Origin of the sequence: Heyndrickxia sp. FSL W8-0496 (assembly GCF_038007825.1) — a bacterium.
GTDB lineage: Bacteria > Bacillota > Bacilli > Bacillales > Bacillaceae_C > Heyndrickxia > Heyndrickxia oleronia.
In genome coordinates this window covers 1,581,355-1,603,332 of the sequence record NZ_JBBOXX010000001.1, presented here as the reverse complement: position 1 = coordinate 1,603,332, position 21,978 = coordinate 1,581,355, and the positions used below count along the sequence as shown (strand labels likewise).

Here is a 21,978-nt window from a genome sequence, read left to right as displayed (position 1 = left end):
ACCCTTTTTGAACTAAAATTAAAAGAAACTTTTATATTTCATACAGCTTCAAAAATAGATAGTCTGAACCATTTCTGCTATTCTGTATATATACGTATTTAAGGAGATGAAAAAAATGAATCAACGACTACATGAATTAATGAATTGGCTTAAACAAGAAAATATAGATTCTGCCTTTATAACTTCAACTGAAAACGTATTTTATTTAAGTGGATTTCGAAGTGATCCTCATGAACGACTACTCGGTATTGCAGTGTTTCAGGAAGCAGAACCATTCCTAATCTGTCCATCATTGGATGTTAACGATGCTAAGGCTACTGGATGGGAATATGAAGTGATTGGATGTTCAGATACCGACAATCCATGGGATACACTTGAAAAAAACATGAAAAGTCGTGTAACGAATATACATACAATGGCATTAGAAAAAGAACATGTAATAGTAGAAAGATATGAACAGTTAATCAATCGATTTGAGGGCACTAAATTCATCGCTGCTGAAGAAAAACTACGCCAGTTACGTTTGATTAAGAACGAGAAAGAAAAAGAGCTATTAAAAAAAGCAGCAGAATTTGCTGATTTTGCTGTGCAAACAGGTGTTAGTGAAATTAAAGAAGGCAAGACAGAATTAGATATTATTGCTGCCATTGAATATGAATTAAAGAAAAAGGGAATCTCTGAAATGTCCTTCTCAACGATGGTGCTAACTGGAGCAAATGCTGCCTCACCCCATGGTAACCCAGGCCTAACTAAAATTAAAAAAGGCGACTTTGTTCTTTTTGATTTAGGTGTTGTATATGAAGGATATTGTTCAGATATTACTCGTACAGTTGCTTATGATCATTTTAATGAAGAACAAGAAAAAATTTATAATACTGTATTAAAAGCAGAGATAGAAGCAATTAATGCAACCAAGCCAGGTGTCCAAGCAAAAGATTTAGATAATATTGCTAGAAATATAATTACTGAAGCTGGCTATGGAGAATACTTCCCACATCGCCTTGGTCATGGATTAGGTATTGGTGTTCATGAATATCCTTCTGTAACAAATACTAATGAACTTGTTATTCAGGAAGGAATGGTCTTTACTATTGAACCAGGAATTTACGTCCCTAATGTTGCTGGTGTCCGTATAGAAGATGATGTATTTGTCACAAAAGATGGAGTTGAAATTTTAACTGCTTTCCCTAAGGAGTTGCAAATTATTAAATAAGACTCTTTTCTCAAACATTGTTGCTATTTAAGTAAAGTTTCAACTAATAACTATCGGCTGAAGACCACTGCACCTTTATTTCTCTGAGAAAAGAGCTGCAATCTTCATAAAAACCGATGAATCTTTATTAGGTGTAAAAGCCGGCAGTTGGGCTTTTACAGAAACAACAAACTATACGAAAACAGCCTTAAATAAAAAGAGGCTGGGACATAACTAGCTTCAAATAGTGAAAAAGTTGAATTTGAGCGAACTCAAATTCAACTTTTCCTATTTTTGTGTGTTAATTCTTCTATTACCGTAGTTGTTTGGCCGTGAATTTTCTTAAATTCACGGCCATTAATGCGAGTCCCATTTCATTTTCTACCTTCGATTTTCCTCGTACAGAAAATCGAGTGAAACGCAAATTAGCCTTCAAGAATCCAAAAACTGGTTCCACATCGATTTTGCGTTTTCGATAGATGGAGCTCGTTTTCTCTTCTGAAAGCTTCGCTCTCACATATTCCTTTTGTTGTTCCCATTGTTCATTCACCATTAGTTTTCGATTGTTGCCTTCTTTCGCTTTTGTACATGATGAACGGAATGGACATCCCGAACAGTCCTCACACTCGTAGATCTTGAACCTTCGTTGGAATCCCGTACGATCAGTACGGACAGAATGATATTGAAATTCAAGACGTTTCTGGTTAGGGCATATATATGTATCTGTTTCTTCACAATACTGCCAGTTGTCGGGATTCAATGGGTTTTGTTTGTACTTTTTCTTTTGCTCCTTCAAATACAGATTATACGTAATCAGTGCTTCTCGTTTTCTGTTCGAAAGGATATCATTATAGTTTTGTTCACTACCATAACCTGCATCTGCGACAATATGTTTCGGTAACACGAAATAATGGTTCTCGATTTCATCAAGAAATGGAATTAACGTACGTGTATCTGTTGGGTTTGAAAATAAACTATAGGCAAGCGTGTATTGCCCTTCTGTTGCGATTTGTACATTGTAACCAGCTTTCAATTGTCCGTTTTGCATATAATCATCTTTCATTCGCATAAATGTCGCGTCCAGATCTGTTTTGGAATAGCTATTACGTGTGCCTAAGATTTCAAAGTCTCGTTGATATTTTTGTTTTCGTAAGACAAAATCAATCAACTGTTTACGCACTTGTTTCGGGTATTTGCGTTCACTTCTTAAAGCTTTTCGTTCTGGAACGTCTGATGATTCCTCAATTTGTTTATCATACTCAGCTACGACATTGTCCACTTTTCCTACCAATTGAGCGAGCTCTTTCAATGATAATTGTTCATCACCTTCCCGTTCAATTTCAGGTATAATTTCGTTCTCAAGTAGCTCGTTATATAGCTGGTTTGACCTTTCAATTAAACTGTGATGATATTTCTCAATCGATTTCTTCCAGACAAACGTAAATTTATTCGCATTTGCTTCAATCTTTGTACCATCAATAAAAATTGCTTCTTGATCGATTAGTTTTTCCTCGATTAATTGGCAACGAAATTGGACGAAACATTGGCGAATTAATTCTTTCACATCTGAATGAACACGGAATCGATTGATTGTACGGTAGCTTGGTTCATACCCTTGAGCTAGCCACATCATCCGGATACTGTCTTTTAATAGAGCTTCAATTTTTCGCCCTGAAAAGACAGATTGGGTGTAGGCACATAAAATAATTTTAAGCATCATGCGTGGATGATAAGCAGGACAGCCCTCATTTCGCAGAAATGGTTCGAAAACTTCATGAGGAATACTTTCAACTAGATGATGGATATGAAAGGCAATATCATTTTTTTGTAATTTTACTTCTAAATCTAAAGGCAAAACTAATTGATTCATGGTATAATTTTTAAACATAAGGATCCTTCTTTCTGTATAATTTTGTTGTGGTGACTTAATTTTATCAGAAGTGGTCCTTATTTTTATTCAAAAAATAATCAAAGCCGGTGAAATTTTACTTGTCGTAAAATTTCACCGGCTTTTTCATCTCAGAAGTGGGTTTTGTCCCAGCCTCTTTTTTATTAGGATCTTTTCTCTTACAATATTGCTGTTAAGGTAAAGATTTAACTTGAAGATCGTTCCTCCGATTTCACTGAGAAAATAATTTGCAAACATTATAAGAGCCTTTGAAGCCTTTATTTACTATTTTCTTCTTCATCATTTATATCTGGTCGATCAACTGTGCCACTCGTATAAGCACTCATTATTTGATTACTGATTTGCTCTACACCTTGTTCATCATAGAATAATTCTTTTTTATTCATCATCTAACCCCTTCCTATTTTCTAACCTATATTGTTTGAATTATAGGATTAGTTATGCCCTCTAAAATTTGGAAGAGGAATGTTTAACGCTGTTTGTCGCTTCTATAATGAAAATTTATCGTATATCTTTTGCTAACTCATGAATAATATGAGGGAGTTCCGGAATAATTAGTTTCGTCATTGCAAGCTTAACTGCTCCAGTAGAGCCAGGTGTGATAAAGATGATTTTATTTTTATAAACACCCGCTGTCGCTCTTGATAGCATGGCTGCTGAACCAATATCCTCTGTATAGCTTAAATACCGAAATAACTCACCGAAGCCTGTAAGCTCCTTATCAAATAAAGGACTAAGCGATTCAATAGTAACATCCCTTATTGCAATACCTGTGCCACCATTGATTAAAATGACTTCAATATGATTATTCTCCGACATGTTCTCGACCGCTTCTAAAATTTGTGCTCCTTGATCAATAACAATTCGATAATCATGCACACGATGACCTTTTGTAGTTAATAAATTCATCATTAATTTCCCACTTCTATCCGTCTCAGTTGTTCGTGTATCACTTACTGTAATAACACCACAACTAACTTTTCGAGTGCCGTCCTCTTTATGCTTTGTAACGCTCATTCCAATCATCCTTTATCAAGTAAATATCTATATTTGTAAAATTTATCTGCAAAATCAGTTACTTTTCTTGAAAATTGATAATTAAGCCCTGCTCCAATTGCAATCGGAATAATTGACGGCTTCGATTTAAACATTGTGATAAAATATGTTTTTAAAATTTGCTTAAAGGGTTCTTCCAGCCATTGATATGATAATAAATTTTCGGGACCTTGATAAAAATAGGGGTCTTCCTGGAGATCAATTACAATACCTTCCCATGCTTCTCTTCTCAATCTTTTTGGTAATGTCGCTGCATGAAACACTTTAAGAGAAATCATCAATTCAAGTGGGGTTTTTACATCATATCCATAAGAAATTGCAGTAATTTGTACCGATCGTAAATTTAACATCATTAGAACTAAAAAATCAGTACTAAGTAAAATTGATTTCCCCGTTCCCGTCATTCCTCCTTGTGCTAATGCATATAAACGATGTCTTGCACTATGTTGATCTGCAATGAAAGAAAGCTGATCAATCGATAGTTTTCGCATATCTGCAATGGTTTGTATACTTTCATCAAACACACGTGCACTTGTAAGAATTCTTATTCTTGCATCCTCTTGTATTTGAGAAGCTTGAATAAATGAATGTAAATGAAACATCCAAGAATCTAATTTTTCAAAAAAAATGTCGGATAAATGTTTAGGTATAAACGAAATTGCTTGATCTACCCATTGAATATATGTATCTTTAAAATCGTTCGAACGGATAGCCTCAAGTGAATGAATATAGTTTTCGATTTCTTCCCAGACGGCTTGATCTCTATTGGTCCATCTCATCAGGATTCACCTCGTTATTTAGATATTTATCCAGTTTAACCAAGTATATCATATCGCTAAAATAATTCCTTTAGTCATTATAAATTAACGAAAATGATGTAATTCTTCATTCTTTCAATAAAACAAAAAGGCAAACGAATATGTTTGCCTTTTTGTCTTATTTTGATAATCGCACAACATCGCGTGCAATCATAACCTCTTCATTGGTCGGTATAACCATGACTTTAACTGGAGAATGAGGGTAATTAATAAATGCTTCCTTACCACGGATTTTATTTAAAGAAGGATCCCAATATACACCCATAAATTCTAATCCATGCAGTACCCGCGCACGAATAAGTTCACTATTCTCCCCAATGCCTGCAGTAAAAATAATTGCATCGACACCTGACATTCTTGCAGAGTAGGAACCGATATATTTATGAATCCGATTCGCAAATACTTCTAAAGCTAATTCTGCACGTTTATTGCCCTTTGCCGCTTCTTGTTCAATATCCCGAAGGTCACTTGATAAACCAGATACTCCTAACATACCTGATTTTTTATTTAAAACCTCAAGTACTTCATCAGCTGTTTTACCAGTTTTATCCATGATGAAAGGAATGAGAGCTGGATCAATATTCCCAGAACGTGTTCCCATCGCTACTCCTGCTAATGGAGTAAATCCCATGGATGTATCAATCGATTTCCCTCCTTCTATTGCAGCAATACTAGCCCCATTACCAAGATGACAAGATATTAATCTTAATTGTTCAACTGGGCGTCCTAGCATTTCTGCCGCACGAAGGGAAACATATTTATGTGACGTTCCATGGAAACCATATTTACGGATGCCATATTTTTTATAATAATCATAAGGTAAGCTATATAAAAAAGAATTTTCCGGCATTGTTTGATGAAATGCCGTATCAAAAACAGCTACTGATGGAATGTTCGGCAAAACAGATTTGAATGCTTGGATCCCTGTAATATTAGCTGGATTATGAAGAGGAGCTAATTCTGAAAGTTCAATTAGCTGTTGAATGACTTCATCGGTTATAAGAACAGAATCATTGTATGTTTCTCCTCCATGTACAACACGATGACCCACTCCTTCAATTTCATCTAAGGAATGAATGATGTGAAGCTTAGTTAAACGATCTAAAAGGAGTTTTACTGCTACTTCATGATTGGGAATATCAAGAATCTCCTCGTGTTTTTCATTATCTACCGTTATCGTAAAGATTGAATCTGATAATCCAATTCTTTCAATTAGACCTTTTGTTATAACACGTTCTTCAGGCATTTGAAATAATTGAAATTTTAGTGAAGAGCTTCCAGCATTTATCGCTATAATTTTCGCCATTTCTACCTTCCCTCTCATCTTTTGAAAGTTAAAAACTCGATAGTATGAATTTTATCTATACTTACTATTCGATTTATCATTGTAATCCCCAAAATAGATATTATCAAGCATTAAGCAGAGTAAAAGCGTTTACAATAAAAAAGAAAGTTAATTCAAATGATTTGGAAATACCATTAAATAACCTAAAAAGGGAAAAATAAGAGGCCACCTAGGCAGGTGACCTCTTCATCATTTTTTATTACAAAATACAATCGTAAAATCAAGAAATAAGACTACTGTTCTAGTTTATTTTCCATGAACCATTTATCAATTTTTCCAATCATATTTTCCATTGAAGATTGATTAGAAAGAGAAGGAAGATTCGCAATTAATACTTGCTTAGGTGCTTTTAAGGCAGGAGCTTTTTTTTGTAAAATAAATATACTTTTTGCTGCATTTGGATTTTTAAACATGGATTCAGGAAGTTTTAATATTCCTTGTATATTTACTTGCTCTGATAAAAATTTGTGGAGCTTAGGTGCCTGTTCCGATTCAAATAAACCATTTGGAATAAGAAAAAATAAATATCCACCTGGTTTCGTTTGATTAATACTTTGCTCAATAAACAAATGATGAGCATAAGAATGTCCATTATCTGCTTTTAATGTATATTTTTCTGCACCTTCATCATTCGGATAATACCCCACTGGTAAATCACATACAACAGCATCCACTGATTCTATAAATAATGGCTCCAATGAATCTTGGTTAAAGAATTGTATAGGCTGACTTTGTAAGTTTGCACCGATGTAAGCTAATTTTATGAGTAAATCATCAATATCTACACCATAGGATGTTATTTCTATATCATCCATTTGATTTAAAATGGTTGTTAGTAAATTCCCTGTTCCTACAGCTGGATCTAATAATGAAAAAGAACTCAATTCTGCCATGAATTTTTTTATTAAATAACTAAAGACTAGCCCAATTGAATCAGGTGTCATTTGATGATTGGATTGTACACTATCCTTCATACCTTTTAAAATGGCTAATTGATAGGCTTTACGAATTTGCTCTTGACTGAACAAATCTATGTTTAATTCACTATATTTTTTTTGCAATCTTTTAACAGTTAATTCACTTAATTCTTCCTGAATAATATTACCATGAAATAAATTCTCACCTGTCTCAGCAAGAGCTTCTAAATAAGAGCAATTCAGTTCCTCTTGCAAAATCGTGGTAGTCTCATTAAAGATATTAAATATCGTTTCCATTGGTGAAATCTTCATATTTTTCCTCCTTTTCCTTCACTCTACTTATTCTTCAATCAACATAAAAGAGGATGACCCATCAGATAAAATGGGACACCCTCTTTTTAGAAGGTTCTTTCGCAAAGATTTGTTAAAATCTACGTTTTAACCTATTACCTATCCGCATAATTCTTACTTTTAAATTACTTTGCTTGCTTAACAGCCTCAATTGCTTTTTCATAATTAGGATGATTCGTTCCTTCACTAACATATTCTACATATGTAATTTTGTCATTACTATCCACAACAAACACAGAACGAGCAAGTAAGCGTAATTCTTTCATTATAACACCATATGCTTCACCAAAAGATAAATCTCGGTGGTCAGAAAAAGTTTGAACGTTATCAAGGCCACTCGCTGCACACCAACGACTTTGAGCAAAAGGTAGATCAACTGAAATCGTTAAAACTTCTACACCATTTAATTTAGAGGCTTCTTCATTAAATTTACGTGTTTGAGCATCACAAACACCAGTATCAACAGAAGGTACAACACTGATAAGACGTACCTTACCTTTTGTATCATTAAGAGTTACTTCTGAAAGATCGTTTGCTAAAACTGTAAAGTTTGGTGCTTGATCACCGACCTTTACTTCATTCCCTAAAATTGTAACCGGGTTTCCTTTAAATGTAACATTCGTCATATTCATTTCCTCCTTTATTTACTCATCTCTCTTTATCATACTGAACTATTTATATTTTTTCCAATTAAAAACTCGCCATTGGCGAGTTTAAAAGTCAAAATCTTGTTTCTGAGTAGATGGCTGATGATTTTTCCACCCGTTCGAGCCTGTATTCTGGTTATTTTTCTTCATCATTGCCTGAATTTTATCTACTACACTTGGTGCTACATCTAATATTTTTTCTAGCAAATGTGTACCTTCATCAAGATGAAGCATTTTTACCCCTTGAGAGTTTACTATCAGAAAGGCAATCGGTGTAATCGAAACTCCACCCCCACTACCTCCACCAAATGGCAGTTCGTTTTTACTTCCTTGTCCTTGACTACCAGACTCAGATTTCCCACTTGCATTAAATTGACTTCCTCCAGCTGCAAATCCAAATCCAACTTTTGATACAGTTAAAATCACACTTCCATCTGGTGTTTCAACAGGATCCCCAATAATGGTATTAACATCAATCATTTCCTTTAAGTTTTCCATTGCAGCTGACATTAATCCTTCAATCGGATGTTCACTCATAGAAATCCTCCTATCAATTTGTTTACATGGATTGACCAGGATCTTCCTTCGATACTTTCGATAAAGGTTTAGTTCTAAATGATCCCTTACCGCCTCTCCAAAACTTAAATACTTTTAATCCTGCTAGAATAGCATTCCCGATTCGTAATTTAAACATACATTTTAGTGTTGTTTCAGATAAAGGTATTTGAAAGGACGGCGTAACTGAATAAGTAGGTAATTGAATAAGATTCATATGCATACTAAGAAAGGCAATCAGTAGACCCTTCACTGCCCAAATAACACCGGTAATTTTCCCAGTAAGTGCTGCATCTTTAAGACCAATAGTTGTATACCATTCCAGCTGTTCAACTTTAATTTTCTTTAAAAATTTTGAAATGATGGTTTTTAATCCAAGAACATGCTCAAGCAGCTCCTTAAAATCAGCTAGCTTATCTGATATTTCTTCAGGAGTAATTTCACTGTGCTCATTTGTTCCCGTATTTGTTTCCTTTTTAAAGGTGATGGTAGGTTCATCTTGTTCTACTTTGATTTTCGGCACTTTTATCTTGTAACGGATCACCTTCCAAATAATCAGTTGAATGATTAAATGATCATCGTCTTGTCTATGGGAATAATCAATTAAAATGCTGACCGTTGTAAACCAAATAACCAAAAATAAAAGAAAAATAATTGCAATAGTAATGAGAGCAACGATCATTTTTTCACAACCTTTCAGCCTACCATTATCGTCAAAGGAGCAAAAAAATAAACCCGCTTTTAGCGGGAAAAAATCAAGCAGGTTGAAATTGTTTTCTTACACGTTCATATATCACTGAGGTATCTGCAAAAATATCATGCAGGGCTTGCTTTTTCGGTGTAAATGCAACGAGTAAGTATAATAATTTAATGAGAACTGAGATATATCGGCCAATTCCTTCACGAAAAATAATTGTCGACCATGAGAGCCTACTTTCTTTTAAGGATATAACCCTCAATCCAAAAACCATTTTACCAATTGTTGCATGAAAGTATTTTGTCATAAGAATAAAATAAAAATAAAAAATTAACACTGAAGCAATAGTAAATGGAGAAAACATACTGGAATCAAAGGATAGATCTGCTACTCTGAAAACGGGCTTGATGATCAAGCGTTCAATACTCGCGATAACAACTAAATCGAGAAGATAGGCCCAAAATCTCATCCAAAATCCAGCATACTCGTATTCGATGTTTTTCTGAAGAGTATTTATAACATCTCCTTGTGATCCAGCAGCTAACTGTATTTCCTGCTCAACATTATTATCTTCTGTCATTCTACTCCCTCCTTATTCGGAATACATGTACATCAATCTAGGAGCATTAGGTTGGGATAACATTTTTAATAAACCTGTCGCCTCGGCTTCTCGTCCCATTAACTTTTGAGCAGTCAAAGAAAAAAGTGATCCGAATCCCCCATTATTTGAAAAGCGAACTACTTCTGCATTTTTTAAATGATAATCCTTTTTCACTTGCTCAATAACATCATCTAGATAACCAAAATCATCAATTAAATTGAGATCCTTTGCCTGCCTTCCATCGTAAACGCGACCATCGGCAATCTTACGAACATCTTTTTCAGTCAAATGTCTCCCTTCAGCTATTACACGAACAAATCCATCATATGAATTATTAACCATGTTTTGAATAATTTTCTTCTCATCTTCTGTCATTTTTCTTGATGAGCTCATGATATCCTTATAAGGTCCACTTTTAATAGTTACAAAATCAACCCCGAAATTTTTAGCAAGTTCAGAGTAGTTAATTCCTTGCATAATCACTCCAAGCGAACCTGTCATCGTTTCAGGAGTGGCAAAAATTTTGTCTGCTGGAGTAGAAATATAATATCCACCTGAAGCCGCCATTGCTCCCATTGATACATACACTGGCTTTTTCGTTTCCTTTTGAATTTCGATAATTTTGTCATGAATCTCAGCAGACTCAACAACCCCTCCACCAGGAGAATTCACTCTTAAAATAACTGCCTTTATATCATTATTATTTTTTACATAATTAAGTTGTTCCATAAATCCTTTGTGATTATATGTACTACTATCAAGCAATGAACTACTTCCAGTATCCTGAATCACTCCCTCTACATCAAGAACAGCTACTTTCCTCAATTCATTTCCATCCTCAATAATTTCCTCGGAAAATGATCGTTCAGGCTTAGTGAATATTTCATCAAAAATTGACGTTATGTCCGTCGTGAAAGCTACAGTTGCTACATTTACAATAATAGAAACACCAAATAGAAATACTGCAATAGCTAATGCAGCCCATCTTTTTTTATTCATTTGTCATCTCCTCCCTTTTCCTATGTAAAAATGGTAAACTAATTATATACTCATTTGCAAGATTTTAGAAATCGTTAAAACAGAAAGAATAGAAAGGGGTTTCTATATGTCTGAACGGAGGAATATTTATTTTTATAGTAATCAACAAAATATAGAAGAAAAAGTAGAATTACTAAAAAAGACCGCGATTCAATATGACTTTCATATCGTTGAGAATGATCGAGACGCTAATATTATCGTAAGTGTTGGTAGTGATGGAACCTTTTTACAAGCTGTTCGTAAATCTGGATTTAGAGATGATTGTTTATATGTAGGAGTATCAACAAAGGATCGTTTAGGAATGTATTGTGATTTTCATATTGATGACCTATCCGAAATGGTTGAAGCGATGAACAAGGATAAAATCGAAGTAAGAAGATATCCAATTATTCAAGTCAATATTGATCAACAAGGATCGTTCTATTGCTTAAATGAATTTAGCATCCGATCTAGCATCATTAAAACATTTGTCATGGACGTTTACATCGACGACCTCCTCTTTGAAACCTTTAGAGGAGATGGATTATTAATTGCCACACCAACTGGGAGTACAGCCTATAATAAATCCGTGAATGGCGCGATTGTTGATCCACTTCTTCCTTGTATACAGGTAAGCGAGTTGGCATCGCTCAATAATAATCAATATCGAACATTAGGCTCCTCATTTATTCTCAGTGGTAGCAGAAAACTAACACTAAAAGTCGTCCAGTCTGGAAATGATTATCCTATCATGGGGATGGATAATGAAGCAATCAGTATTCAACATGTTGATAAAATTGATATCTCATTAAACGATAAAAAAATTAAAACTGTAAAATTAAAAGATAATTCTTTCTGGGAGAAAGTGCAAAGAATTTTTTTATAAATAAAACAATCTTGCTCTTCTAAAAACAAAATTTGATCAAGTTACTAATAGAAAAGAGCAATCACTATGGATTGCTCCTTTCTATGCACTGAAGCTTTTATCTTTTTTGATACGATTCGTCAAACTTATAAACCATTTTGAATTACCAATTGATAGAACAATAGCTGCAGTCCATATGCAAATAAATGCAATCATGTGTGCAGTACTAAAGTGTTCGTGATAGACAAGTACACCTAAAATAAGCATAATCGTTGGGGCAATATACTGGAGAAATCCTAATAAATACAAAGGAATTCTTTGAGCTCCTTTAGCAAATAAGAGTAATGGAATCGCTGTAGCTGCTCCAGCTCCAATTAATAGAAAATCGATTTTTAACGATCCATTTAAAAATGAAAAATTGCTAGTAAACAATAGATAAATCATATATATTAACGCAAGTGGAGCAACTGTCATAGTTTCCAGGGTTAAACCGATTGCAGAATCTACTTTAATCATCTTTTTTACTAATCCATAAAGTCCAAAAGTTATTGCTAGACTAAAAGATATCCAAGGAAAATCGCCATAGGAAATTGTTAATATTAATACACCAAGTGCAGCAATACAGAATGAGATGATTTGTGCTTTATTCAGTTTTTCTTTTAGAATGAAAACCCCTAATAATATGCTTATAAGTGGATTAATATAATAGCCAAGACTTGTTTCCACGATATGATTCTCATTAACGGCCCATATATAAATAAACCAATTCGCAGTAATGAGAAGAGAGGCTAAAATAAGTGAAAGAAATACCTTTTTATTGACCTTTAAGTCTTTTAATGTTTGTAAAAACACCTTCCACTTTTTAGTTACAGCTAAAAGCACAAGCATAAATATAAAAGACCAAAATATCCGATTTGCTAATATTTCTTCAGCAGATACACTGCTGAGCCATTTCCAATATACAGGGAGAACTCCCCAGATAATGTATGAAAAGGCAGCATAAAAAACACCTATTTTTTCCCCATGTTTCATCCAAATTCCTCTATTCTTTAGATTTTCGAAATAATTACTATTTTAAAACGTATCATATATGAATACAATCCTTTTTTAACAATATTTTCAGACAAAAATTTTAACAGAGTAAACTTCTTACTATATTGCCTTTCTTTAGCCGTTGATTATCGCGAAGTTATTATTATTTCGCCATTATACTAGGAGAATAGAAAACAGATGAAGCTGCTTGACTAGTCTTCAAACAGCTTCATCTGCTCATACATTTATTTATTTAATTTTTCATATTCCTTAAGTCTCAGTTCAATTCTCCTTATTTTACCAGAAGTTGTTTTCGGCAATTCATCTATAAATTCTATTTCACGAGGGTATTTATAAGGTGCTGTCAAGTCTTTCACATGATCCTGTAATGTTTTAACTAGGCTCTCTTTATCCAAATCAACGACTCCATCTCTTAGTACGACATAGGCTTTGACGATATTCCCGCGCACATCATCTGGACTTGCGACAACTGCACATTCCTTAACTACTGGATGTTTTACAAGTGCATCCTCCACTTCAAATGGCCCGATCGTATACCCAGAACTGATAATAATATCATCAGACCGTCCTTCAAACCAAAGATAACCATCCTCATCTACTTTCGCTTTATCTCCTGTAATATAATAGTCACCTCTAAATTGCATAGCCGTACGTTCAGGATCTTTATAATACTTTTGGAATAATGCGGGTGTTTCAATATGAACGGCGATATCTCCGACTTCACCTATATTGCATGGTACACCATGTTCGTCAATCACTTCCACACGATTTCCAGGTGTCGGTTTGCCCATTGATCCAGGTTTTACTCTCATCCCTTTTGTCACACCAACTAATAATGTATTTTCCGTTTGACCATATCCATCACGTACTGTTACTTGAAAATGCTTTTCAAAAGTATCTATTACTTCTCTATTTAATGGTTCTCCTGCAGAAACAGCACTATGCAGTTGCTTCAGCTGATAGTCGGCTAAATTATCAACTTTAGCCATTAGACGATATTCTGTTGGCGTACAGCATAGAACATTCACTCCATATTTATCAAGAAGATTTAAATAGGTTTTAGGTTCGAATTTCCCATAATAAACGAGACCGGTTGCACCTGATCCTAATACAGAAAGAAAGGGGCTCCAAATCCATTTTTGCCACCCTGGACCAGCTGTTGCCCAAACAATATCATCTTCTTTAATACCAAGCCAATGAGGTGCAGCAGTTCGCAAATGGGCATAGCCCCATCCATGAGTGTGTACCACACCTTTGGGATTTCCGGTTGTTCCTGATGTATAAGAGAGAAATGCCATATCATCCTGTAATGTTTTTGCTATATCTAATTCATCACTTGCATTCTCCATTAATTGATCTAATAAAAGCCAATCATTTGTTTCCTTTCCTATCACAAAACGTTTAAGCTCATTAGAATTTTTTACTTGATTAACTTCTTCAATATAAGGAAAATATGAAACGACTCCTTTTACATCTCCATGTTCAATGCGATACTGTAAATCTTTCGTTTTTAGCATTTCTGAACATGGAATAACAACTATTCCTGTTTTTAATGCAGCTAGATACACTTGATAAGCTTCAATTATTCTTGGAATGATGACTAATATAGTATCTCCTTTTTTAAGTCCATTCTCTAAAAAAACATTCCCCGTTTTATTTACCTTATTTATTAATTCTTTATATGTAATTTCTTTAGTTTCACCTAATTCATTCACCCATTTAATGGCTAATTTTGAAGGACTAGATGCATATTTTTCTATCTCTTCAACAATATTGTACTCTTTAGGTGCTAATAAATCTTCACGCTTCATAATGTTTCCCCCTTACAAATAATTAGGTGATAAAATCCTCAAACTCATTACTCTATTTAATATTATACTAAATAATTTTAAAATTTAAAATAGTTAGCTGAGAGAGAGGAACACAAATAAGGAAGCGGGTTATGCCGCTTCCCTAAGCCAAAATATTAAATTTTTTAACGAAAACTTCCACCTAATTGTTGTTCAGCCATAGATACAAGGCGTTTTGTAATTTCACCACCAACTGATCCGTTAGCACGTGAAGTTGTATCTGCTCCAAGATTTACACCAAATTCTTGAGCAATTTCATACTTCATTTGATCTAATGCTTGTTCCGCTCCTGGTGCTAGTAATTGATTATTGTTTGGCATGTGTCTTCACCTCCTTGTGAGTATAGAGTGTGCGAAAACACATACCTTCATACGGAATTTCTATTGGTAATTCTTCCTTTTTTATAAGGATTTTTCTAGTAAATTTTTATACCTTCCTAACTATTTATCTTTATCGTCACGTGTTCGGTAATAAAAGAATGGTTACTTATCTAAAAAAACAATTATTTATCTAATTATCTTCTGCAAGTACAGTAATTTGTTCCCATCGCCTGATTGAAATATGATCAAATAAATATTTAAAAATTTCCACGATCTAGTTGTAGTTCTTATGTAGAAAGAAGGAGTAAAATGATCAAAGGATTTCAATGGTTATTTAAACAACGACAACAAGATTTGGTTACATTTATTACTTTTATTATCGGTTTATTGATAATAAGTTTTGTAACAGCAAACATTAAATCAGGAGTAAACCATTGGTATTGGATCATTCCATTGCTTATTTTATTGTTAATTCTCTATAAAATCATTGAAGATTGTTATAAGATATTTGTTTGTGAAGGGAACTAAAAAGGTAAACAGTGGATACTTTGTATTGGTAATAATCGTAGTAGCATTCATCAACACACTTATTCAATAAAAAAATCATTATTGATGATAATACAAGTAATGTACCTAATTCAAACACTATAAAAAAACAGATTTTTTACCGAAAATTATTAATGTCGATAAAAAATCTGTTTTTATTAAAGCTCTTTTCTCCAATACTACCTGTAATAATTTATCAGCAATAATTAAAATTTAGAGTAGATCAGCAAAATCCTCTATATCTTCTTTCACTTCCGTTGAAACATTAATCGTTTCTATATTTTGCAATGTTTCCTGAATAAGTGAATCAAAATCGACTTTACTTTCAAAATACTGCATTTTATCAAGTTTTGGTCGTGTTTTTGGTGCAGGAGGAGTAAAGATCGTACAACAATCCTCATACGGTAAATTGGATATTTCAAATGTATCAATCTTTTGAGCAATATCAATAATTTCTATTTTATCCATTGAGACTAATGGACGAAGAATTGGCGTTGATGTTACATCATTAATTGCAATCATACTTTCTAAAGTTTGACTAGCTACCTGCCCCAAACTTTCTCCGGTTACGATAGCAAGACCACTGTTCTTGCGTCGTATTTCATCCGTAATTCTTAACATCATTCTTCTAGTTGCTGTCATTGAATAGCCTTCTGGAATTTCCTTATGGATAATCTCTTGAATTTTTGTAAATGGAACAATATGCATTTTTACATTCCCATTATAAGGGGCCATTTTTTTAGCAAGATCAATGGCTTTTTGCTTTGCACGTTTACTAGTAAAAGGTGGGCTATGGAAATGAACCGCCTCTATTTTCACACCGCGTTTCATTGTTAAATAACCTGCAACAGGACTATCTATTCCTCCAGATAGCATTAACATAGCCTTTCCAGAAGAACCAACTGGAAGACCACCTGCACCACGAATAATTTCACTTGATAAATAGACGCCATCCCTTCTGACATCAACAATCAGATTAATGTCGGGTTTCTTTACATTGACGTTAATTGAATCCATATTCATTAAAATATGTGAGCCAATCGCATGATTGATATCATTTGTATCGTATTGAAATGATTTATCCCCACGTCTTGTTGAAACCTTAAAAGTCATTCCTTCTTGATACAGCTGTTTAACAAGTGTTAAGCCTACATCTTTCATTTCATCAAGATTTTTTTCTGTTTTTACTGCTAAACTAAAGGACTGAATTCCAAAAACCTTTGAAAGTTCCTCCATTATTGGTTGACTATTATGCCCATTTAATAGAATGTACATTCGGTCATGCCCACCTTGAATGACAAGTCCTTTAAATTCCTTTAAGACGCTGCGAATATTTCTTTTTAAATGGGTGATAAAATGGTTTCTATTTTTACCTTTTGTTGATAGTTCACCATATCGAATTAATATGCGGTCATATTTCAATGTGTATCCCTCATTACTTCATTCAATTTATTAATTATACTTTCTAACTTACTCATAAATATTTTTGCTTCATCCATCGTATTTTCATACGAAAGGCTAATACGAACTGCGCCTTCGGCTATATCCTCAGTCACCCCTATTGCTTGAAGCGTCCTACTGATTGATTTTTGCTTAGAAGAACAAGCACTTGTCGTTGATACATAGATTTTTTCAGCCTCAAGTGCATGGACAACTACTTCTCCCCTTAATCCAATCGCAGAAAAATTAATAATATGGGGTGCAGAAACGGATGGGACTGTGTGAACCTTTATAGTTGAAAGCTTCGTTAAACTTGAAATTAAAAAATCTCTTATTGAAATCATTTCTTCAAGTTTTTGCTTCCGATGGGCTTCAGTTAATCGAAGTGCTTTTGCCATTGTGACAATTCCACCTACATTTTCTGTACCACTTCTTACTTTATTTTCTTGATTTCCTCCTGAAAATAATGGAGAAATTCGAACACCATTACGGATATAAAGAATTCCGCTCCCTTTTAAGCCATGAATTTTATGGGCAGAAATCGTACAAAAATCCACATGAGCTTGTTTTAAGTTTAACGGGACTTTTCCAATTCCTTGAACATGGTCAACATGAAACAAAATCTTAGAATATTCATTTAGTAGTTGGCCAATTTCCTCAATTGGTTGGATTGTACCCATTTCATTATTAACATGCATGATGGAGACCAGTATAGTTTCATCTTTAATGGCCGATTTGAGATCATCTAGCTCAACCTGTCCCTTTTGATTGACAGGCAAATAGGTAATGTCAAAACCTAATGAGCGCAATTGCTCACAAGCTTCATAAACAGATGGATGCTCAACAGTTGTGGTAATAATGTGATTCCCACGAGAACGATACTGAAGAGCGGTCCCTTTAATCGCTAGATTATTCCCTTCTGTACCACCTGAAGTAAAATATATTTCATTATCCTTCACTTGTAAAAGTGAAGCGATTTGTTTTCTTGCCTGATGAACTAATGTTTCGACTTTTCCACCAAAATTATGAAGTGAAGAAGGATTTGCATAGTACTCTTGGGAAACTTTTGCAAATGCTTCAATTACTTCATTATAAGGTTTCGTTGTTGCACTATTATCAAAATAAATCATTCATTAACACCTTCATATTTAATATTCCAACAATGATAAATCATAACATAGGATGAGAAAAGCGCAAGTTCCTTGATTAGCTTTCACCATGATAACATGGGAATCATTTCGTCTTTGGAACTATCTTTTAGACAAAGATTTTTTTTGTATAATTGGCAGCTCTTTTCTCAATAAACGAAAGCGGGAGAAGATGGTCTTCACCCTATATCTATTAGCTATAGCAACAATTTGAGAACAGACTCCTAATAAAAAACTACTTTCTGCATTTTATCTCTTTTTAGTTTTAATCTTCCTAACACATTTCACCAAGGAAAATCTAGGATAACTCTTTTTTATAGATCTAGTATTATAACTGTGTTATCTAGAAGTAAAAAGACGAAAGCAACTCTGCCATCGTCCTAAATTTCTTCTTTAGTTATCATTTCCTCAATTTGTTTCAGTGCTCCCTGCTCTACACCTTCGATTGCTGAAGCGGCTTCTTCTAAAGCTGAATAGTAATCATAGCTTCTAAAATATTCTTCTGCTCTTTGTAAACCTTCTGCAAGGTTTCGATTTCTTGCACGGTAACGGTTCCCATACTGTATGACTTTCTCAACTAACACGACTGTCTCAATCATTTCAACAGATTTATTATAGAAAACATCTACTGCTTCAATTGCGTTCTGCAAGAAATCTTGTATAACTTTAATATTCAAAGGTTTTTCATTTAAGCTTTTAAAAACATCTTGAATATGTTTATTAACATCATCCATTAATTGTTTATAATCATCTGGAAGCCCAGGTATATTACTTTTGGTAATGAGCCTTGTTGCCTCATTCGTTTTTCTTCTTAATTCAGTAAGTTTATCACGTGCTTCTAATTCATCTTTTCGCAAGTTTTGTAAATGTAATGAGAAATCGTGTTGGTCCTGATTTAGCTTTTCTATCCCTTCACGTATTTCTCTTAAATCAGCACCAAGAATCGTAAATGCAGAATGGTCTTCTGTAATCTTAGTTTCAAGTGCTTCAAATCTCTTCGTTAATTTTGTTAATTGTTTCTCCAAACTATAAGGCGTATTCAATTCTCCGTCTAATAATTGATAACTTTGTTGGACAAAATTAACTTCCTCTTTAATTTGTTCGTTTGATTCTTTTATTCTTTCTAATTGGTTCTTTGTTTCTTCACGATTTTTAATGATAAAATGCTTTTCATGAACCTCTTTTTCTAGCAATTCATATAATAGGTCTATTTTTTCCTTTTGCTCATATATTCCTGACTCAACTTCTTTAACTTCTGTTTTCACAAGAAGATCCGTACTGATCTCTAACGACTTTCTTAATTCTTCCAACTCTTTATCCATGTTTAGGTGATCCAATATGAAACCTTGGTCAATCATTTCTTTATATCCTTCTTCAATCTCATTTAACTGTGAAGGGATGATGTTAACCTCAGTAATTAAGTCTGGAATTTTTTCGATTTTTTCAGTAAGTGTTTGAATTTCATCTTTTAGCATGATGACAACTTCTCTTGCCTTCAAGTAATCTCCATTTGCTGTAAGATCATTGTAAACAACAAATTGTTCCGACAAAGAATCTAATTTCTTTTCTAATGCATCAATTGATGTTCCATATGTATGGCGCTGAATCAATAATGTCTTTTTTATTTTTTTATGCTCGGCACTGAGTTCCTCCATTTCAGCACGATTTGACTCTTCACTGCCGATCAATTCATTTAACTCCCCAAGAATTTTATCTATTTTTGCATCAATGTTTGTTAGAATGGCTTCTATTTTTTGATTCGACTCCTTTGCCAACTTAAAACGATATTTGTCCGTAAATTCCTCAGAATCAAACAGGTGATCTTCAATATCAGGTAGTTCTACAGCAACAATGTCATCCCAATTTTTTCTCCATCTTTCAAACATTTCCTCGGTTTCACCGGTCATGTTAAGCTGTTTTACTTTTCCTAGTTCGTCTATTACGGGACGATTCATAATTTCAATTTTCCAAGATTCAAGTCGATCAATTTCTTTATAAAATTTTTTCTTAATAATATAACCACTTACAAATATGATGAGAATAATTAAGATTGCGCCGATGACTAACTCCATCGTAAGCCTCCTGTTCCAACGTTCACTTATCTATTTTTAATAAATCAATTAATTAAATATGTAATGTAGTATTAATGATACCATGTAACGACAATTTTTGACTATTAAATTAAACATTTTTTACAATTTTCGTAGAGCTTTCTAGTTCATTTGTATGATTTATAAAAAAAAAGAAGGATGGTCCAGTAATGTACTGAATCATCCTCTTAACGAACTAATACATCAATTCACTGGGAAAAGAGCGACAAACTATACGAAAACAGCCTATATTAGACAGGAATATTTAAGCGACTATTCCTACTTACTAGTGATTCTTCAATCCACCTATCAAGATGCTGATAGTATTTTTCAACAAAGTATCGCTCATGAGGAGAAACATTCCAGACCTCACGTAAGTACTGCCCATTAAGAAATGGCATGGTTAACAAACTCCTTAGTTGAATAATCAAAAAATGAATATCTGAATTCGAAAATACTTTTCCTGCATTTATCTCTTCAATTAATTTTTTAATTAAATATCTTTCTTTCATGAAGTATGAAGAGGTAATTTCTCTAACAATTTGAGAGTCAATGGATACCTCTCTCCAAACAAATCGTGCTAATAAATGATTGGTACTTTGAAAATATAAAATCTTGTAGATGGCTCTTTTTAAACAATTTTCTGGACGATCAAATTTTAATGATTGAGCTTCTTCCTCAAAAAATGTCAGATAGGCTTCAAAAAAATGAATAAAGCATTTTTCTAGAAGGCCCTGTTTTCCGTCGAAATAATAGGATATATTTGCAGGATTCACCCTTGCTTTTTTGGCAATATCTCTCACCGATGTTCCCGAATATCCTTTAATATTAAATAATGATATGGCTGCATCAATAATCGAATCCTTTGTAGACATCTTCGCCATCTGATATCCCTCATTTCAATCATTTTGCTTGAATCAATCATCTATTTATGCTAAAAGTAATTCAACTGTTTAATATACTATTTCTTGTTGATCCAAATATTTTCCTTTAAGAAAATATCGACAATATCCTGTATAATCAATGAGAATTTGTTGCTTTAAGTAAAAATTTGTTGAGATTGGGTGATGACTATGTTTCATACGACAGCCTATGAAGGTACACGAGATGAAAAATATCAATTAGTAAAGAAGCAACTTACTGCACTTATTGAAGATGAGTCTAATATGATTGCAAATTTAAGTAATGCAGCAGCCTTACTGAATCAGTTTTTAGATCGAATCAATTGGGTAGGTTTTTATTTAGTAGAAGGAAATGAGCTCGTATTAGGGCCATTTCAAGGACTTCCTGCATGTGTTCGGATCCCTTTTGGAAAAGGTGTTTGTGGTAATGCGGTTAAAGAACGTAAAACTTTAAGGGTCGAGGATGTAAATCAATTCCCAGGCCATATCGCCTGTGACTCTGCTTCTCAGTCAGAGATTGTCGTTCCAATTATAAAAAATAATGAAGTAATCGGTGTATTAGATATTGATAGTCCAGAAATCAATCGGTTCGATGAAGTTGATGAGATACATTTAAAAGAATTTGTTGACGCTTTAGTTAAACATTTATAAGATCAATT

22 protein-coding genes are annotated in these 21,978 nt (G+C 33.7%); 4 read left to right on the top strand and 18 right to left on the bottom strand.

The features are described 5' to 3' along the window. Positions 1–115: 115 nt before the first annotated feature. Entirely contained in the window at positions 116–1,213 is a 1,098-nt protein-coding gene (locus NST63_RS08000; RefSeq protein ID WP_058006022.1) for a M24 family metallopeptidase, read from the top strand. A 292-nt stretch (positions 1,214–1,505) separates the two neighbouring features. On the opposite strand, the gene NST63_RS07995 is transcribed toward NST63_RS08000, so the two are convergent. From NST63_RS07995 to sppA, 11 genes are all read right to left on the bottom strand, one after another. Further along, on the bottom strand, positions 1,506–3,080 hold the full coding sequence (locus tag NST63_RS07995; protein WP_341041772.1) for an IS1182 family transposase: 1,575 nt from the start codon (positions 3,078–3,080) through the stop codon (positions 1,506–1,508). A 278-nt stretch (positions 3,081–3,358) separates the two neighbouring features. Beyond that, entirely contained in the window at positions 3,359–3,487 is a 129-nt protein-coding gene (locus tag NST63_RS07990; protein ID WP_259544660.1) for a hypothetical protein, read from the bottom strand. A gap of 115 nt (positions 3,488–3,602) precedes the next feature. After that, positions 3,603–4,118: a MogA/MoaB family molybdenum cofactor biosynthesis protein gene (locus tag NST63_RS07985; protein ID WP_251346082.1), complete on the bottom strand. Its 516-nt coding sequence runs from the start codon at positions 4,116–4,118 to the stop codon at positions 3,603–3,605. A gap of 5 nt (positions 4,119–4,123) precedes the next feature. Beyond that, positions 4,124–4,936: an EcsC family protein gene (locus NST63_RS07980; RefSeq protein ID WP_212943450.1), complete on the bottom strand. Its 813-nt coding sequence runs from the start codon at positions 4,934–4,936 to the stop codon at positions 4,124–4,126. A 157-nt stretch (positions 4,937–5,093) separates the two neighbouring features. Further along, positions 5,094–6,281 carry an acetate kinase gene (locus NST63_RS07975; RefSeq protein ID WP_071977015.1) on the bottom strand — a complete coding sequence of 396 codons (1,188 nt, stop codon included), beginning with the start codon at positions 6,279–6,281 and terminating at the stop codon, positions 5,094–5,096. A gap of 272 nt (positions 6,282–6,553) precedes the next feature. Further along, complete coding sequence (locus NST63_RS07970; protein ID WP_341041770.1) at positions 6,554–7,549, bottom strand: class I SAM-dependent methyltransferase; 996 nt, start codon at positions 7,547–7,549, stop codon at positions 6,554–6,556. A gap of 164 nt (positions 7,550–7,713) precedes the next feature. Beyond that, positions 7,714–8,214, bottom strand: a complete 501-nt coding sequence (gene tpx / locus NST63_RS07965; protein ID WP_058006045.1) for a thiol peroxidase — start codon at positions 8,212–8,214, stop codon at positions 7,714–7,716. A gap of 87 nt (positions 8,215–8,301) precedes the next feature. After that, positions 8,302–8,772, bottom strand: coding sequence for a GerW family sporulation protein (gene ytfJ, locus NST63_RS07960; RefSeq protein ID WP_058006046.1), 471 nt, complete (start codon positions 8,770–8,772; stop codon positions 8,302–8,304). Positions 8,773–8,794: 22 nt separating this feature from the next. After that, positions 8,795–9,472 (bottom strand): DUF2953 domain-containing protein, encoded by a 678-nt coding sequence (locus tag NST63_RS07955; protein ID WP_212943452.1) that lies wholly within the window; start codon positions 9,470–9,472, stop codon positions 8,795–8,797. Between the two features lie 73 nt (positions 9,473–9,545). Then, positions 9,546–10,067, bottom strand: coding sequence for an RDD family protein (locus NST63_RS07950; RefSeq protein WP_212943453.1), 522 nt, complete (start codon positions 10,065–10,067; stop codon positions 9,546–9,548). Positions 10,068–10,079: 12 nt separating this feature from the next. Further along, positions 10,080–11,087: a signal peptide peptidase SppA gene (gene sppA, locus NST63_RS07945; protein WP_212943454.1), complete on the bottom strand. Its 1,008-nt coding sequence runs from the start codon at positions 11,085–11,087 to the stop codon at positions 10,080–10,082. A 106-nt stretch (positions 11,088–11,193) separates the two neighbouring features. Between sppA and NST63_RS07940 the strand changes: the two genes are divergently transcribed. Further along, positions 11,194–11,991, top strand: coding sequence for an NAD kinase (locus tag NST63_RS07940; protein ID WP_212943455.1), 798 nt, complete (start codon positions 11,194–11,196; stop codon positions 11,989–11,991). 81 nt (positions 11,992–12,072) lie between these two features. On the opposite strand, the gene rarD is transcribed toward NST63_RS07940, so the two are convergent. The 3 genes from rarD to NST63_RS07925 form a co-directional block, all read right to left on the bottom strand. After that, positions 12,073–13,002, bottom strand: a complete 930-nt coding sequence (gene rarD / locus NST63_RS07935; protein WP_212943457.1) for an EamA family transporter RarD — start codon at positions 13,000–13,002, stop codon at positions 12,073–12,075. A 245-nt stretch (positions 13,003–13,247) separates the two neighbouring features. Further along, entirely contained in the window at positions 13,248–14,834 is a 1,587-nt protein-coding gene (gene mbcS, locus NST63_RS07930; protein WP_341041768.1) for an acyl-CoA synthetase MbcS, read from the bottom strand. 164 nt (positions 14,835–14,998) lie between these two features. Next, the gene (locus NST63_RS07925) at positions 14,999–15,193 is read right to left on the bottom strand and encodes an alpha/beta-type small acid-soluble spore protein (RefSeq protein ID WP_058006052.1); all 195 of its coding nucleotides are present in this window, start codon (positions 15,191–15,193) and stop codon (positions 14,999–15,001) included. Between the two features lie 309 nt (positions 15,194–15,502). Between NST63_RS07925 and NST63_RS07920 the strand changes: the two genes are divergently transcribed. Further along, positions 15,503–15,721 (top strand): hypothetical protein, encoded by a 219-nt coding sequence (locus NST63_RS07920; protein WP_341041766.1) that lies wholly within the window; start codon positions 15,503–15,505, stop codon positions 15,719–15,721. Between the two features lie 231 nt (positions 15,722–15,952). Here NST63_RS07920 and thiI read toward each other — a convergent pair whose 3' ends face one another. From thiI to refZ, 4 genes are all read right to left on the bottom strand, one after another. Next, complete coding sequence (gene thiI / locus NST63_RS07915; RefSeq protein WP_341041765.1) at positions 15,953–17,161, bottom strand: tRNA uracil 4-sulfurtransferase ThiI; 1,209 nt, start codon at positions 17,159–17,161, stop codon at positions 15,953–15,955. Beyond that, positions 17,158–18,309 carry a cysteine desulfurase family protein gene (locus NST63_RS07910; RefSeq protein WP_212943461.1) on the bottom strand — a complete coding sequence of 384 codons (1,152 nt, stop codon included), beginning with the start codon at positions 18,307–18,309 and terminating at the stop codon, positions 17,158–17,160. The genes thiI and NST63_RS07910 overlap by 4 nt, the downstream gene beginning before the upstream one ends. A gap of 398 nt (positions 18,310–18,707) precedes the next feature. Then, positions 18,708–20,399 carry a septation ring formation regulator EzrA gene (gene ezrA, locus NST63_RS07905; protein WP_341041763.1) on the bottom strand — a complete coding sequence of 564 codons (1,692 nt, stop codon included), beginning with the start codon at positions 20,397–20,399 and terminating at the stop codon, positions 18,708–18,710. 269 nt (positions 20,400–20,668) lie between these two features. After that, complete coding sequence (gene refZ, locus NST63_RS07900) at positions 20,669–21,301, bottom strand: forespore capture DNA-binding protein RefZ (protein WP_212943463.1); 633 nt, start codon at positions 21,299–21,301, stop codon at positions 20,669–20,671. 189 nt (positions 21,302–21,490) lie between these two features. On the opposite strand from refZ, the gene NST63_RS07895 reads away from it, so the two are divergent. Beyond that, entirely contained in the window at positions 21,491–21,970 is a 480-nt protein-coding gene (locus NST63_RS07895; RefSeq protein WP_212943464.1) for a GAF domain-containing protein, read from the top strand. Positions 21,971–21,978 lie beyond the last annotated feature (8 nt).